This is a genomic window from Tritonibacter mobilis F1926 (assembly GCF_000376545.2).
In the GTDB taxonomy this organism is placed as follows: domain Bacteria; phylum Pseudomonadota; class Alphaproteobacteria; order Rhodobacterales; family Rhodobacteraceae; genus Epibacterium; species Epibacterium mobile.
This window is the reverse complement of the sequence record NZ_CP015231.1, coordinates 154,670-168,498: the sequence shown is the minus strand read 5'-3', so window position 1 is coordinate 168,498 and position 13,829 is coordinate 154,670. Positions and strand designations below refer to the sequence as shown.

At 56.3% G+C, this 13,829-nt stretch carries 15 protein-coding genes and 1 tRNA gene; 9 read left to right on the top strand and 7 right to left on the bottom strand.

Features of this window, described 5'->3' with window-relative positions; all coding sequences use genetic code 11:
• Nucleotides 1-148: 148 nt before the first annotated feature.
• The 4 genes from K529_RS16255 to K529_RS16240 are packed head-to-tail and all read left to right on the top strand — an operon-like array spanning nucleotide 149 to nucleotide 3,513.
• Nucleotides 149-814 carry a GntR family transcriptional regulator gene (locus K529_RS16255; RefSeq protein ID WP_005614078.1) on the top strand — a complete coding sequence of 222 codons (666 nt, stop codon included), beginning with the start codon at nucleotides 149-151 and terminating at the stop codon, nucleotides 812-814.
• Between the two features lie 58 nt (nucleotides 815-872).
• Nucleotides 873-1,889 carry an ABC transporter substrate-binding protein gene (locus K529_RS16250; protein WP_005614076.1) on the top strand — a complete coding sequence of 339 codons (1,017 nt, stop codon included), beginning with the start codon at nucleotides 873-875 and terminating at the stop codon, nucleotides 1,887-1,889.
• 54 nt (nucleotides 1,890-1,943) lie between these two features.
• A complete protein-coding gene (locus K529_RS16245) occupies nucleotides 1,944-2,711 on the top strand; it encodes an ABC transporter ATP-binding protein (protein WP_005614074.1) in 768 nt (255 codons plus the stop codon).
• A complete protein-coding gene (locus K529_RS16240; protein ID WP_005614072.1) occupies nucleotides 2,704-3,513 on the top strand; it encodes an ABC transporter permease in 810 nt (269 codons plus the stop codon). The genes K529_RS16245 and K529_RS16240 overlap by 8 nt, the downstream gene beginning before the upstream one ends.
• 17 nt (nucleotides 3,514-3,530) lie before the next feature.
• On the opposite strand, the gene K529_RS16235 is transcribed toward K529_RS16240, so the two are convergent.
• From K529_RS16235 to K529_RS16220, 4 genes are read right to left on the bottom strand one after another with little or no spacing between them, the layout of a single operon-like run.
• A complete protein-coding gene (locus tag K529_RS16235; RefSeq protein WP_005614070.1) occupies nucleotides 3,531-4,421 on the bottom strand; it encodes a helix-turn-helix transcriptional regulator in 891 nt (296 codons plus the stop codon).
• A gap of 54 nt (nucleotides 4,422-4,475) precedes the next feature.
• Nucleotides 4,476-5,297, bottom strand: a complete 822-nt coding sequence (locus K529_RS16230) for a substrate-binding domain-containing protein (RefSeq protein WP_005614067.1) — start codon at nucleotides 5,295-5,297, stop codon at nucleotides 4,476-4,478.
• A gap of 24 nt (nucleotides 5,298-5,321) precedes the next feature.
• On the bottom strand, nucleotides 5,322-6,080 hold the full coding sequence (locus K529_RS16225; RefSeq protein ID WP_005614065.1) for an ATP-binding cassette domain-containing protein: 759 nt from the start codon (nucleotides 6,078-6,080) through the stop codon (nucleotides 5,322-5,324).
• The gene (locus tag K529_RS16220; protein WP_040641644.1) at nucleotides 6,073-6,780 is read right to left on the bottom strand and encodes an ABC transporter permease; all 708 of its coding nucleotides are present in this window, start codon (nucleotides 6,778-6,780) and stop codon (nucleotides 6,073-6,075) included. Before K529_RS16220 ends, K529_RS16225 begins: the two co-directional genes overlap by 8 nt.
• Nucleotides 6,781-7,272: 492 nt before the next feature.
• Here K529_RS16220 and K529_RS16215 point away from each other — a divergent pair, with 492 nt between their 5' ends.
• The 5 genes from K529_RS16215 to K529_RS16195 all read left to right on the top strand — a co-directional run bounded on the left by K529_RS16215 (nucleotide 7,273) and on the right by K529_RS16195 (nucleotide 11,562).
• Nucleotides 7,273-8,103, top strand: coding sequence for a hypothetical protein (locus K529_RS16215; protein WP_005614060.1), 831 nt, complete (start codon nucleotides 7,273-7,275; stop codon nucleotides 8,101-8,103).
• Nucleotides 8,100-9,113 carry an endonuclease/exonuclease/phosphatase family protein gene (locus K529_RS16210; RefSeq protein WP_005614059.1) on the top strand — a complete coding sequence of 338 codons (1,014 nt, stop codon included), beginning with the start codon at nucleotides 8,100-8,102 and terminating at the stop codon, nucleotides 9,111-9,113. Before K529_RS16215 ends, K529_RS16210 begins: the two co-directional genes overlap by 4 nt.
• 95 nt (nucleotides 9,114-9,208) lie before the next feature.
• A complete protein-coding gene (gene leuB / locus K529_RS16205; protein ID WP_005614058.1) occupies nucleotides 9,209-10,312 on the top strand; it encodes a 3-isopropylmalate dehydrogenase in 1,104 nt (367 codons plus the stop codon).
• Nucleotides 10,313-10,484: 172 nt separating this feature from the next.
• Nucleotides 10,485-11,441, top strand: a complete 957-nt coding sequence (locus K529_RS16200) for a DMT family transporter (RefSeq protein ID WP_005614057.1) — start codon at nucleotides 10,485-10,487, stop codon at nucleotides 11,439-11,441.
• Between the two features lie 44 nt (nucleotides 11,442-11,485).
• Nucleotides 11,486-11,562 (top strand) — tRNA-Pro (locus K529_RS16195).
• 58 nt (nucleotides 11,563-11,620) lie between these two features.
• Here K529_RS16195 and K529_RS23880 read toward each other — a convergent pair.
• The 3 genes from K529_RS23880 to K529_RS16185 all read right to left on the bottom strand — a co-directional run bounded on the left by K529_RS23880 (nucleotide 11,621) and on the right by K529_RS16185 (nucleotide 13,824).
• Nucleotides 11,621-12,052, bottom strand: coding sequence for a site-specific integrase (locus K529_RS23880; RefSeq protein WP_052032006.1), 432 nt, complete (start codon nucleotides 12,050-12,052; stop codon nucleotides 11,621-11,623).
• Between the two features lie 471 nt (nucleotides 12,053-12,523).
• The gene (locus K529_RS23875; protein WP_227512357.1) at nucleotides 12,524-12,868 is read right to left on the bottom strand and encodes a hypothetical protein; all 345 of its coding nucleotides are present in this window, start codon (nucleotides 12,866-12,868) and stop codon (nucleotides 12,524-12,526) included.
• Nucleotides 12,865-13,824, bottom strand: a complete 960-nt coding sequence (locus tag K529_RS16185) for a DUF5131 family protein (RefSeq protein WP_040641643.1) — start codon at nucleotides 13,822-13,824, stop codon at nucleotides 12,865-12,867. Before K529_RS16185 ends, K529_RS23875 begins: the two co-directional genes overlap by 4 nt.
• Nucleotides 13,825-13,829: the final 5 nt, after the last annotated feature.

Below are 13,829 nucleotides of genomic sequence, written 5' to 3'. Positions count from 1 at the left end.
TCTGAAGATTTCCCGCTGCAGGCGCTTTCTCGCGTAACCTTTGAGAGTCTGCGAAGGGTCGAAGAGAGCGCCCTTATCGGACTGGCGGGTTGACAGTTTGGTGGAGCAGAGTCCTAAATATCCAACATTTTCGATTTTCAGGGATGAAATGCTGTTTTCTCGCCGATCCGTCGAAGACGCGACCGTCGTCGCCATGCTCGCTTCAGCGATCCGGCGCGATATCTCCTTTGGTGTGTTGCACCCTGACGAAAAGCTAAAAATCGAAGCCCTGCGCCAGCGATACGGTGGTTCTAATCATTCCATGCGGGAAACCCTGCGCATGCTGGTCTCTGAGGGGATGGTTGAAGCAACCAACCAACGTGGATTCCGGGTGACCTCCGCAACAGAGGATGATCTGGCCGACATCCTCATGATGCGGATCGAGGTAGAGAAACTGGCATTTGAACGCGCAATGAAGCACGGTGGTGTTGATTGGGAGGCGGCCGTCGTCGCAGCGCATCATCAGATGATACGTGCCGAAGACCAACTGTGCCAGCAACCAGATGACGCGACGGCGCTTGGCTGGGACGAGGCCTGTCGATCCTATCTCACGACACTGATCTCTGCATGTGGATCGCCGCGCCTTCATGAGATGGTTGGACGGTTTTATGATCAGTCCCGCCGGTTCCGACTGGCGCGCCTCAGGGAAGGGCGCATAGATTTTGGGGCCCGCCGCAGCCGGCACGAAGCCCTGAAATCTGCAGTGATGGAGCGTGATTTCGCATCTGCGCTCAGACTGCTGGAGGAAGATACGCGCGCAGATTTGCGTGGTTAATAAACTGACAAATACGACCGGATGCTTGCCGGTCAACGACCACAGGGAGGACACCATCATGACATTCAACAGACGACAGACACTGGCGCTCATGGGCGCGGCCGCTGCGTCCAGCCTCGCAGCTCCAGCTATTGCGTCGGGCAAAAAGCCGGTTGTGGGCGCACTGAGCCTGACAAGCCATTCAGGAAGCTTTATCGCACTGGAGCGCGGCTACTTCAAAGAGGCGGGACTTGATGTCGAATTGAAGTTCTTTCAGGCGGCACAGCCAATGGCGGTTGCGATTGCCTCTGGTGATGTAGATTTTGGCGTGACCGCGATTTCCGGCGGCTTGATCAGCCTTGCAGACAAGGGCGCGGTTAAGGTGATTGGGGGCGCGCTTTCTGAGGAGCCGGGCATCGACGGTCAGAAAATCCTCGCATCCGACGCCGCGTTTCAGGCTGGCCTGACCTCAGCCGCAGGTCTGGACGGCAAGCGTTTTGGTATGACCACGGCGGGGTCGTCCTTTCACTACATGGGCTCAAAGATCGCTGGTGCCAAAGGCGGCACGCCACAATTCGTGCCTTTGCAAAAAGTCGGCGCGATCATCGGGGCGCTCAAATCTGGTCAGATCGACGCATGGTCCATCGTGCCCCATATCGCAAAACCGCTGGCCGGTTCCGGCGCGGTGCATATCATTGGCAATGTCGCGGACTATTTGCCGAATTATCAGGTCACGACCGTTTTCACATCAGCAAAGAACGCCAGCGATGAGCGGGATCTGACAGAGAGCTTCCTCAAGGGTTTTGGCATGGGGGTGTCGGATTACAACGCCACTATGGTCGACAAGGAAAACGGGGACGAGGCGATCAATGAGATGGTCGATCTGATCCACAAATATGTCTACACTGATCGCCCGCGCGAAAAGGCCGCGCCGTCGATCATCAATGGCTCCATGCGTCTGAACAAAGATGCTGCGATCAATGTCGCTTCTGTTGCAGATCAACTGGCATGGATGCAGGCGGAGGGTCTGGTGAACAGCGAGATCACGCTGGAGACCTTCCTTGATACCAGCTACGTCGAGACCATCGGCGCCTGAACCGGAACTTCCGGGAGCGGTGGTGATGCCGCTCCCCACACAAGGCATATTCTCATGGATATTCGACTGGACGGGATCAGCCATTCTTATGGCGAGACCGAAGTCCTGCGGGACATTTCTCTGGACGTGGCCTCCGGGCAGATCGTCTGCCTCGTAGGGCCATCTGGATGCGGTAAATCTACGCTCCTGCGCTTTCTCGGCGGGCTAGAGCGGCCGTCAGCCGGTCGGGTTTTACAATTGGGAACGCCGCCAGAAGGGTGCCTCAACCCACTCACCTATGTGTTTCAGGATTTCGCGTTGCTGCCTTGGCGCAGCGTACGCGGGAATATTTCCCTCGTGCTTGAAGATCACGGAATTCGCGGAGCCAAGGCAGAAGAGATCATCGCAGATGTGCTTGCGCGCACAAAACTCACGGACTTTGCCAAAGCGCTGCCCAAGCAACTGTCTGGCGGTATGAAGCAACGTGTCGCAATTGCGCGGGCACTGGCGGTAAAGCCCGCGGTGATGCTGATGGATGAGCCGCTCTCGGCACTCGACAGTCAGACGCGCGAATTGCTGATGGATGATCTGATTACCCTTTGGGAACGCCAGCCTTTTACGGCTGTCTATGTCACCCATAACCTCGCTGAGGCGGTGCGTCTGGGGCATAAGATTGTCGTGCTGTCACGGCGTCCCGGGCAGATCCGTGAAGTGGTCGAAATCGAAAAGCCCCTGTCACAGCGTGGTTATGCAGACCCGGAGTTGGAGCAGGTTCAAAAACACCTGTGGAACCTGATGCGAGACGAGGCCCGCGCGGCGGATGAGGAGTTGCTCAATGTCTGATACCTCTCTTTCCCGACAGCCGCTTGAGGTTCGGTTTCGTGGTGGTGGCTTTGCGCCCGGCAATCGGCGCTGGGTGGGCCTGGCGGTTTTTGTTGTCGTCATCGGGTTTGTCGAATGGGGCACGCGTGTTGGTTTCATCTCTGCGCTGACGCTGCCTAAGCCCTCGGATGTCTTCGCGACCTTGGTTGAACTCTGGCAATCTGGATTGTTTTTCAAACATATGGGACCTTCTCTGACCCGGCTTGCCGTGGGGGCCGCGCTTGGGGCGAGCCTCGGGGTGGGGGTTGGTATTCTGATTGGCTTGTTTTCTTACATCCGTGCCGGTTTAGTGCCGGTGATGGCGGCAATCTTTCCCATTCCCAAAATCGCGCTGCTGCCGTTGTTTGTGATTTGGTTCGGCATTGATGAGGGGTCAAAATACGCTCTGATCGCCTTTGGCACGTTCACGCCGACAGTGGTTGCCACCTATGGTGCGGTGGACAATGTGGATCGCTCCTTGATCCGTATGGGGCAGAGCTTTGGTCTGTCGTGGTTGTCGATTGTACGCAAAATCGTCCTGCCGGGGGCGATGCCGGGTATCCTCTCAGGCCTGCGTATCAGCCTTGCGATTGCAATCATCCTGCTTGTGGCCGCAGAAATGCTGGGGGCGCAATACGGGATCGGTGCCTATATCCTTGAGGCAGGTTCCCTTTATGATCTGGAGCGTCTGTTCGCGGGCGTGGTCATCCTGTCGCTGCTCGGGGTGCTTACGTCCGGGGCTATCGGTATGATTGAGCGGCGGCTGCTGGGCTGGCGTTCCTGAGGGAGCGCCGCGCCAGGTCAGGCATTCCAGAGCACTTTGCCAAGGCCGCTGATATCATAGCCGCCCATGCTTGCCGCACGTTGGGCGAACGCTTCGGTCTGACAGAAGGTCAAGAAGCACTGAAATGCGGGCTCGAACCACGCTTTTCGGTCCACAAGCAACGCGAATTCTTCTTTGATGAGCGGTGTGAAACGTAGCCCGTAACTCTGTGCGACGGCCTCTAGGCCAAAGGTCACATCTGCGGTGTCACGTCGAATGCTCTCGACTGCCTCATCTTCAGAACGGGCCACGTCTGACTGTGTCAGTTGGCTAAGATTGAGGCTCGTTTCAGAGGCTAGATCGAGAAACAGCCGATCCGTACCAGAGCCAGGTTGGCGCGGCACAAACCGCAAGTCCGCGATGTCATCGAGGGCTGTCAACTCATGGCCATCGCCCCGATAAACGAGTCCACGCTGCCGGCTGGCAAAGTGGATCAGAACCGCGTTTTGACGCGCGGACATTCGCTCTACAATAGGCGTATTCCATTGGCCGGTTTTGCCATCACGCAAGTGAAGTCCGGTTGCGATCCCGTCCCCCTTGCTGAAACGCTCCAAGCCATCTTGCGAGCCATCGACATAGCTCGCAAGGCCAGACCGTGACTGGCGCATCGCCCAATCTAGCAGGGGATCATGACTGCCGAGCATGATTTGTGGGCGTTCCATGGGCGTGGTGTTGTCACCGCCAGATTTTGCCCGTTCTATCCACGCCCGAATTTCGAGCGCAGGAAACAGCAATTTACCCGTAGCCCGAGAGCAGGGTACCTCACCCGACGCCGCGAGATCATAGATTTTGCGTTCCTTGAGGCGGAGCAACTCCGCCAGTTCAGGAACGGTGAGGTATTCGTGGTCTGGCAGATCAAATTTGGTCATGGTGCAGTCTAATAAGGGGGCGGCCGAAACACTGGCCGCTCCCCTTTGACTGTATCAGTTCTTCGGTGCGTTGGGGAAGAACAGTTGCTGCTCGCTCACCTTATAGGCGGCAATGGCGTTTTGGCCTTCGTCCGAGATCAGCCAATCTGTAAAAGCCTTGGCGGCCTCGGCATTCACCGACGGGCATTGCTCCTGATTGACTGGGATCACGCCATACTGGTTGAACAGATCGTCGTCACCTTCGACCTTGATGGAGTAATCCTGCTTGTTGTCAAAGCTGATCCAAGTGGCGCGGTCGGTCATCACATAAGCGCCCATGCCGATACCCGCGTTTAGCGTGGCCCCCATGCCAGACCCTGTTTCGCGATACCACTCACCAGAGGCTGCGGTGGGATCGACACCGGCATCCGCCCAAAGTGCGACCTCTTTCTTATGAGTGCCGGAATCATCGCCGCGCGACGCAAAGAGGGCACCGGTTTCGGAGATCTTTGCCAGCGCGCCTTGCACATCATTCATGCCTTCTACACCTGCGGGATCAGCGTCGGGGCCGACAATGACAAAATCATTATACATCAGATCGGTGCGCGTGGTGCCAAATCCGGCCTCAACAAACTTCTCCTCCGCCGCCTTGGCGTGGACCAATAGCACATCCCCGTCACAGTTCTGTGCGTTCTTGATCGCTTGACCAGTGCCGACTGCGACGACGTTCACCTGAATGCCGCTTTTGTCCTGAAACAGCGGCAGCAGGTAATCATAGAGACCCGAATTGGCGGTGGATGTGGTCGACTGCACAATAATGGATTGGTCCGCCGCTATCGCGCTCGTGGCGAGGGTCAGCGCAGACAATGTCACGCCAAGGGTGTGGCTCAGTTTCATGTAGGATCTCCCTAGGGTTTTGGGTCAGAAAACAAGTCTGCCGTTCAAATAATCCCGCGCCGCAGGGGATTGCGGATTGGGAAAGAAGTCGCGCGCGGCACTGTGTTCTGCGACACGGCCGCCTTGCAAAAAGACCACGTCATCGGCGAGGCGTTTGGCTTGACCGATGTCATGGGTCACAAGGATGATGCGAATACCGCGTGCGCTGGCATCAAGAATGATGTCCTCAATGGCCTTTACCGAAGCGGGATCAAGGCTCGCCGTTGCCTCATCAAGGAACAAGACCTCGGGTTCGGATGCCAAAGCGCGTGCAAGCGCCAAACGCTGCGCCTCGCCCCCCGACAGCCGCCGCGCCGGGTCGCGCGCTTTGTGGAGCAAACCAACATGTTCAAGCAGCGAGTCCCTTTGAGTGTGGGGTTTGCGTCGCGCTTTCAGGACAAAATCGATGTTGGCTGCAACAGACCGGCGCAACAGAACCGGCTTTTGAAACACCATGGCTTGACGGGCTGTGACCTCCGTCGGGGATTTTCCGCCCCACTCGATCCGCCCTGCTGTTGGTTGGATCAATCCATGTAGCAGTTTCAACAACATGCTTTTGCCAGCACCATTCGGACCCATGATCACCGTGCAGCCATGGGGGGCAAGATCTAAATCAAGCCCATGTAAAATAGAGGTCTCAGCGCACTTTAGGCCCAGATCACGCACGCGCAGCGGCAGCAGGCAAGGATCAGTCGTTACCCGTTGGGCGGTTGGGCTGAAGGTTGCGATTTGGGCATTAGACATAGGCTTGCCTTCGAGCGCTCATACGAAGGCCTTGCACCGCGGCGTTCACGCCGAGAGCAATCACCAGCAGGATTAGTCCCAGCGCCAATGCCAGCGCCAGATCCCCTTTAGAGGTCTCAAGCGCAATTGCAGTGGTCATCACACGGGTCAGATGGTCGATGTTGCCACCAACGATAATCACTGCGCCGACCTCTGCTACGGCTCTGCCAAACCCGGCCAGCCCGACAGTCAGGAGGGAGTATCGCGCATCCCACAACAACGCCGTCACAGTCTGCATGCGGCTCAGGCACAGGGAGCGAAATTGTTCGGCGTATTCGGCGTGCAGATCTTCGATCACTTGTCGCGACAACGCCGCAACAATGGGAGCAATGAGAATGGTTTGCGCAATGATCATTGCAGTGGGGGTATAGAGCAGCCCCAGAAAACCGAGAGGGCCGGAGCGAGAGAGATGCAGATACACCAGCAAACCGACCACAACCGGAGGCAGCCCCATGAGCGCGTTCATCAGCACCAAAACCGCTCCACGACCGGGAAAACGGCTAATTGCCACCAATGCACCAACCGGAAAGCCAATGAGACATGCCAACAGAGTCGCGCTGAGACTTACGCGCAAGGACAGGCCGACGATCTCGAACAGATCGGCGTCCCCGGACATCACCAGCTGAACCGCCAATGAAAGAGCTTCTCCCATGTTTTGCAAAATTTACGCCTTTTGCATTTTCTCCGACGTGGAGATTAGCGTTCCACCCCTCCGTCTCGCAAGGGCTTCCCACATGCAGGCGAAAAAAACCTAAGTTTGCGGACATTTTGGACTTTTGAGAGGTGCAAAATTTCCCTCATGTGGACAGTTTGATCCTGTGCGGTGGCAAGATCAAAAGCCGCATCACTCAGCATGTGCGTCAACGGATCTAATGGCGTCTTAACTGCATACCGGGGCTGGAGTTCCTCATGCTCTCTCAAGAATGTTCTTTAAGTGCATGATTTCTCGACCTTAGATTGATGCATGCTGGCATCACTTCATGCCCGGCCTGTCTAATTTGATGCATTTTCTTAACCCTATGCTTGAGAAACCGGGAAACGCCGTGCACAATTAGGGCAAAAATGAGGCAGAGCAGCCTGACACAGTCGGGGTGCTTCATACCGGGTCATTCCACTAAAAAACCGGAAGACCCCAGGGTGAAGGGAACAAACAGTGCTTGCACGCATAACAAGCGCGGCAATTCGTGGGCTATTGGTGGCGCTGCTGGTCGTGCTGCCCTCTTTGCTGTTGCCAGTCGCGGCAACGCAGTCTCCGGAAATTGTTGCCTTTACCGCATTGCTCGCGGGCGGTTTGATCTTTGCTGAGTACTACTCAAATTTCCCGAGCTTTCTGGAATTTCGAGATGCGCCACCGCTGAACCGTAGCCGGTTCATCTTTGTATCGCTCTGCATGATCCTGCTCAGTCTTCTTGCAGGCCACCCCTTTCAACCCACGGGTTTTTCCGCCTTGGTGCATAAGCTTGCCTTTACGGTTGGCGATGCGCTCGACTTTGCTTATTCGCCGGTGCAACTGGCGCGGTTGATGATGCCGTCGCATGTTCCACAGTATACGGTGGATCTGGTGCGGGCTGCTGCTGGGTTGTCTTATCTGATCTCATTGGTGTCGATTGCGTATTTCGCCTATGTGATACGGTTGCGGAACTGGCCGTTGGCAAGCGGCACTTTTAACGTCTGGGTGAATTTGCCGTTGTTCGACCCGACCACCGGCGGTGACGTGGTGACCCGGCTGCAACGCGATGCAAAACTACATATTGTGGCGGGCGTTCTGCTGCCCTTTCTGCTGCCTGCTCTGGTGCAGATGACCGCGAGCGTGTTTGATCCTGCTTTGCTTGGCAGTCCCCAATTGTTGATCTGGTGCGTGACCGGCTGGGCGATGGTCCCAGCGAGTATGATTACCCGCGGCATGGCGCGCCTGCGTGTTGCAGATCTGATCGAACAGAAACGCCGCACCTTCAATCACGACAACGACCTTCAAGTCGTATGATCTGGCGAGCGGCATTTACGTGGCTGCTCGTGACTCTCTTTCTGCCGCTTGGTGTGACGGCTGAGACCATACGCGTTGCGACCTTTAATGCAGAGCTGAGCCGCAAAGGGCCGGGTTTGCTGCTAAAGGATTTACGCCGCGATAATGAGCAGGTGTCGGCGGTGATCGCGACAATTGCGGCCGCAGACGCGGATATCCTCGCACTGCAAGGGTTGGATTGGGACCATGAAAATACCGCGCTACGTACTTTGCAATCGGGTATAGCAACGCGTGGCGTGGAGTATCCCTATTTCTTCACGCTTAAACCTAACGCGGGCGTCGCTTCTGGATTGGATCTGGATGGTGACGGCCGAATGGGTGAGCCGGAAGATGCTTGGGGGTGGGGGCGGTTTACCGGACAGGGCGGTATCGCGCTGTTGTCGAAGTTCCCGATAGCTGCGGCTCAAGCGCAGGATTTTACCCAGATGCGCTGGCAGGATTTGCCAGATCATCGCATGCCTCTCACCAAAGAAGGGCAGCTTTATCCCGATGCCGTGACTGCAGCACAACTGCGGCTGTCGTCCAGCAACCACTGGGCGGTGCCCGTGATATTGCCGGATGGCAAGCCGCTCTGGATCTTGAGCTTTCATGCGACCCCGCCTGTGTTTGATGGGCCTGAGGATCGAAACGGACGGCGAAATGCGGATGAGATCCTGCTTTGGGTGCATGTCTTAAACGGTTTGCTCGGCGACAGGATGCCTGAGCCGTTTGTCCTGATGGGGGATGCAAACAATGACCCCGATCGCGGCGAAGGGCACAAGGACGCGATTCATCGGCTTCTGAATGATCCTCATCTGCAAATGGTTGAGCCATCGGATTCACAAGGTGCGCATACGGTGAATTGGGAGCGAACCGGCCCGATGCGGGTTGACTATGTTTTGCCATCAAAGGGCATGGATGTGATCGATTCCGGCATCCTGCGCAGCAAAGGCAGCCGCCACGGGCTAGTTTGGGTCGATATTAGACGCTGAAAGCGCCTCATGCGCAGCATAATTGCGCTGCGATTATTGACCCCGCGACAGCGGCCCGCTACGCCCTTTGGCAACACGTCAAAGGAGTTTTCGAGATGTCTAACCCATCGATTCTGATTTTGCCCGGAGACGGCATCGGCCCAGAGGTTATGGCGGAGGTCAAAAAGGTCATTGCTTGGTACGGTGCCAAGCGTGACGTTCAGTTCGATGTGAGCGAAGATCTCGTTGGTGGCTCTGCTTATGATGCCCATGGCACACCGTTGCATGACGACACAATGGCCAAGGCGCAAGAGGTGGACGCGGTTCTGCTTGGTGCCGTGGGCGGGCCTAAATACGATGCACTTGATTTCTCCGTAAAGCCCGAGCGCGGCCTTTTGCGCCTGCGCAAGGAAATGGATCTTTACTCCAACCTGCGTCCGGCTCAGTGCTTTGACGCGCTGGCGGATTTCTCTTCACTGAAAAAGGACGTCGTCGCTGGCCTCGACATTATGATCGTGCGCGAGCTGACATCCGGCATCTATTTCGGCGAACCACGCGGCATTATCGAGGAAGGCAACGAGCGTGTGGGGATCAACACCCAGCGCTACACAGAGTCTGAGATCGACCGTGTTGCGCGCTCCGCTTTTGAACTGGCGATGCGTCGCGGGAAAAAGCTCTGCTCGATGGAAAAAGCTAACGTCATGGAGAGCGGCATTCTGTGGCGCGAAGTTGTGACAGAAGTGGGCAAGGACTATCCCGAAGTTGAGCTCTCTCATATGTACGCAGATGCTGGCGCGATGCAGCTGTGCCGCTGGCCCAAACAGTTTGACGTCATTGTAACGGACAACCTCTTTGGCGACCTGTTGTCCGATGCGGCAGCAATGCTGACAGGTTCCCTTGGCATGCTTCCTTCTGCGTCACTCGGTGCGCCGATGGCCAACGGTCGCCCCAAGGCGCTCTATGAACCGGTACATGGCTCCGCGCCGGATATCGCGGGCCAAGGCAAAGCTAACCCGATCGCCTGCATTCTCTCCTTCGCAATGTCCTTACGCTATAGTTTCGATATGGTGGCCGAGGCTGATCGTCTCGAGGCCGCTGTTGAGAAGGTTCTCGCCGATGGCGTGCGTACCGCAGATCTGCTTGGTGAAGAAGGGGTAACCCCGGTGACCACATCCGAAATGGGTGACGCGATCATTGGCGCGCTCGACGCGAGCCTCTGATATTATTCTTATATCTTTACGTTCAGGCCGGAGTTTTTGCTCCGGCCTGTTGCTTTTTCAACAAGCTGTGCTCTGAGGGGCCATCACGCTCTTGCCACATCCCCCTCGTCAGAGTTAGCGCTATAGGTGAGAGGCGCATCGGTCGCCAGTAAAGACGAATGTTGGTGATTGGATGAACATTAAAGCGGCGCTTTTGGCCTTGCTGGCCTATGGAATATTCTCCACCCATGATGTGGTGGTGAAATATGTCAGTGCGGAAGTCTCTGCTTTTCAGATCGTATTCTTTTCAAGCCTGTTGTCCTTTCCATTGCTGACGTTGATGATGGTGCGGGATGCAACGCCCGGCACGCTTCGGCCTAACCGCCCCGGTTGGATCGCGTTAAGATCGCTCGCCATGGCGATCATACCGGCTTGTGCGTTTTATGCGTTCTCCGTGCTGCCGCTGGCGCAGACCTATGCGCTCTTGTTTGCAACGCCATTCCTGATCACCATCCTTTCAATTCCTTTGCTTGGTGAAAAAGTGGGCCTGCCCCGAATGGCGGCAGTGATTGCGGGGTTTATTGGCGTTTTGGTTGTTCTACGTCCGGGTGAAACCGAACTGGGGCTTGGTCATGCCGCTGCCCTGTTGGCAGCTTTTGGAAACGCTTTTCAGTCAGTCATTTTGCGCAAGCTCAGGCATGTGGAACGCCGAGTGGTATTGATGCTGTTTCCGATCCTGACGACAGTGGTGGTCATGGGGGTCGCTCTTCCATTCGTCTATGTGCCGCTCACCAGCGCGCAGATGGGGGGATTGGTGATCATATCCGCCTTCGGGTTTTGTGCCACCTTGCTACTGGTTTATTCATACTCGCTCGGGGAGTCGGCCGTGGTCGCCCCGATGCAATATTCACAGATGATCTGGGCTATCCTGTTTGGTGTTTTCTTGTTCCAAGAGAGTGTGGATCTGCTCACAATCCTTGGTGCGGGTATCATCATCGCAAGCGGCGTCTTCATTGTCCTCAGAGAAGCTCGGGGAGGACGCTCTTCCACGACTCCTGTCCTTAAATCCCGCAGCCGCCCCGTCCTAAGCAGTGGCTTCGGTTTGTCTTGGTTGTCCAAGTCAAGTTCTGATGAAAATCGCTCTGAATAGGGCTTGCAAATGATGTAGGCTAAGTATAATTCACGCGCCACGGTCGGAGCGTAGCTCAGCCTGGTAGAGCACTGTCTTCGGGAGGCAGGGGCCGGAGGTTCGAATCCTCTCGCTCCGACCAATAAAACAAGGCGCTTCAAGTCATGAGGCTGGCGCTGTTTCTGTTACACGTAACAGTTTCATCCTCTTGACACCCGATCCATAGCGTCTCGGGCAGATTGCATGTAGTCAGGTGCATGGTGTCCATAGACCTTCTCAATTGTCTCTTGGCTGGTGGAGAAGAAACCAGCAGCATCCCAAGTCGAAACGCCACGTTGAAGCGCCCAAGTGATTGCGGTGTGCTTGAGTGTGTGTGGTGTAACGCCAGAAAGTTCGGCTGCATTCACCGCACTGGCAAATGCGCGCTTCACGTTCGCGACTCGCGCACCATCATACTCAATGGCCCATATGCAGCCCTGCGCGCGCCAGCGCCGGAGGTGTGCGGCTAGCTTGCGGGGAATCGGAGCAGGGGTGCGTCGTTTTTTTGTTTTCCGCTCATCTTCGCCCATACGATGCATAATGTTCTGGTTGAGGTCGAACCATCCCCCAACCGTATTCGGTTCAAACCCCATTCGCAAAATAGCATCCTTTCGGGTTCCGGTGTATAACGCGATCAGGATGAAGCGAGCGAGGTGCTGTGATTTCTCCCCCCCGATAGGCTGCCCAAAGTAACCGAGCCGCTTCGGCTCTGGTTAGCCAGCGCTCTTTAGGGCGTGGGGGTATTGGCAGGCTCACGACCGGTGCCGAGGTGATATATCCTTCCCGGTGAGCATAGTTAATTGCCGCTTGTAATGCGCCGAGCTCACGCCGAATGGTGCCGGGGGAAACCGGCTTAAACTCAATGGCCTCTTTGGTCTCCGCGCCGCGCTTCACCACCTTCTTGCGGGTCTTGGCGTACCGGCGACACGTCTCCCCCTTTACATGGCTCAGTTTTAGGCTATCCCAAAACGGTAAGAGGGCGTCTATGGCATATCCTATCCGCTCGGGCGCAGCTACTGTGGGCGCGTATTCCTCTGCATAGATAGCCAGCACTTCACCACAGGTTACGTTTGCCGGTTCATTGGCAACACCTTCCCTCCCTTTGGTGGCGATGTAGGCGGCAAGCGCTTTTTCAGCTTGTTCGCGGCTTGTGCAGCCCGTTGACCGGTCGGGCTGGCCGGTATCTCGGATGTACCAGTGTGGGCGGTGTTTGAATTTGTGGAGGCGGGCACCTTTGCTTGGTCTCGGCATGCTTTCACCAGTTTGGGAAAATCATTTCTGTCGATCCTGATACAGCGGCCCATTCGTATGAGGAAACCATGTTCCAGCGCTGCGGTTTTCAAGGAGGCCTTGGGCACGCCAAGTTCTAAGGCGGCGTCTTCAATTTTCATGAGCGCAGGTACTGTCATGTTGGCACCTCGTTCCATTCGCGATTATCCAGCATGCGGCCCGCACCTGCCTTTCCATGGCGAACCATCAGCCTCATTGTCTTTCGACAGCAGGAGGCGTGAACTTCGGCAACGCCACCGTCAACCGTTGTGCCATCGTTTGACATCCAGATTGATTTTGCGCCGCTTAGGCTGAAATCATCAGGCCTCCACTCACCCCATTGCTTGAAATGAAAGGCCACGCCTGCGGCTAAGCATTGATCCCGCAGAGACTTTGCCCAATCTGGGTGCATCGGACGAGCCTTGGCACCGCTCTCACCACCACAGATAACCCAATCAAGATGCGTGAGCTTTGGTCCTAGTACAGGTTTGCCTGTCAGCTCTTCTTCGGCTTCGCCGCGCAGCGCATCAATGGTGATGTTCCCTCTGATTTTGAGCGCGTTGAGATAAACCTGCTCAAGGAGCGGTTCAGCACTGACAAAGCGCACAGCGGCAGGGGAGCACAAAAGGTGCGGGATATTGGTTTCAGCGGTCTTCTGTGTCCCGGCGCTGGTGCCAAGCCATACGTGGGGCCAGCCATCGCCCCAGTCGAACGGTAGCATCTTGATGATGTTCTGTGGGCGCTTCGTTAGTAGCAGCCAATCCAAGCGATCACAGGACCGAATTAGTGACCAAAGATCGGCTCGCCACTGTGTATCCACCGCATTGTCGAAGACATCGGCCAGAGAGGCACAGAACACCCGCTGCCGCCGCCCATGTGAAGCCTCAAAGGCATCGGCTTGCTTGTTCCAGCGCAGCGGCTTGTTCCAGTTCGCAACACTGGTCCTGCGGCGAGGTGCTTTTGGTCCCCAGTGTGAGCCACCAGTAAATCGAAGGTCGCGGGTCTCTGCATAGCAGTGATTGCATTCCGGCGCGACTTTCTGGCATCCTTCCCATGGGTTGAACGTGTGGTCTGATCCAAGACAGCGCCGGGGAATGCACC

Bases quoted from the DNA above. Each gene is read 5' to 3' on its own strand.
- leuB (WP_005614058.1), top strand. From the start codon at position 9,209: ATGTCTAACCCATCGATTCTGATTTTGCCCGGAGACGGCATCGGCCCA.
- K529_RS16235 (WP_005614070.1), bottom strand. From the start codon at position 4,421: ATGACCAAATTTGATCTGCCAGACCACGAATACCTCACCGTTCCTGAA.
- K529_RS23875 (WP_227512357.1), bottom strand. From the start codon at position 12,868: ATGACAGTACCTGCGCTCATGAAAATTGAAGACGCCGCCTTAGAACTT.
- K529_RS23880 (WP_052032006.1), bottom strand. From the start codon at position 12,052: ATGGGGTTTGAACCGAATACGGTTGGGGGATGGTTCGACCTCAACCAG.
- K529_RS16200 (WP_005614057.1), top strand. From the start codon at position 10,485: ATGAACATTAAAGCGGCGCTTTTGGCCTTGCTGGCCTATGGAATATTC.
- K529_RS16230 (WP_005614067.1), bottom strand. From the start codon at position 5,297: ATGAAACTGAGCCACACCCTTGGCGTGACATTGTCTGCGCTGACCCTC.
- K529_RS16210 (WP_005614059.1), top strand. From the start codon at position 8,100: ATGATCTGGCGAGCGGCATTTACGTGGCTGCTCGTGACTCTCTTTCTG.
- K529_RS16225 (WP_005614065.1), bottom strand. From the start codon at position 6,080: ATGTCTAATGCCCAAATCGCAACCTTCAGCCCAACCGCCCAACGGGTA.
- K529_RS16240 (WP_005614072.1), top strand. From the start codon at position 2,704: ATGTCTGATACCTCTCTTTCCCGACAGCCGCTTGAGGTTCGGTTTCGT.
- K529_RS16245 (WP_005614074.1), top strand. From the start codon at position 1,944: ATGGATATTCGACTGGACGGGATCAGCCATTCTTATGGCGAGACCGAA.
- K529_RS16250 (WP_005614076.1), top strand. From the start codon at position 873: ATGACATTCAACAGACGACAGACACTGGCGCTCATGGGCGCGGCCGCT.
- K529_RS16255 (WP_005614078.1), top strand. From the start codon at position 149: ATGCTGTTTTCTCGCCGATCCGTCGAAGACGCGACCGTCGTCGCCATG.